General features: G+C 44.6%; 1 rRNA gene. It reads right to left on the bottom strand.

Annotation, left to right across the window (positions count from 1 at the left end):
• Nucleotides 1–231: ribosomal RNA gene (locus AC23MB_RS14560) — 23S ribosomal RNA — on the bottom strand; the annotation flags it as partial.

Here is a 231-nt window from a genome sequence, read left to right on the forward strand (position 1 = left end):
TATGCAATAGGCACGCCGTCACTCAACTTGTGAGCTCCGACCGCTTGTAGGCGTACGGTTTCATGTTCTATTTCACCCTTCTATTCGAAGTGCTTTTCACCTTTACTTCACAGTACTTGTTCACTATCGGTCTTTCAGGAGTATTTATCCTTGGAGGATGGTCCCCCCATATTCAGACAGGATTTCACGTGTCCCGCCCTACTCATTTATCATCTATGTATGACTTTCAAA

It is taken from the genome of Soonwooa sp. T0.1_25 (genome assembly GCF_057652215.1).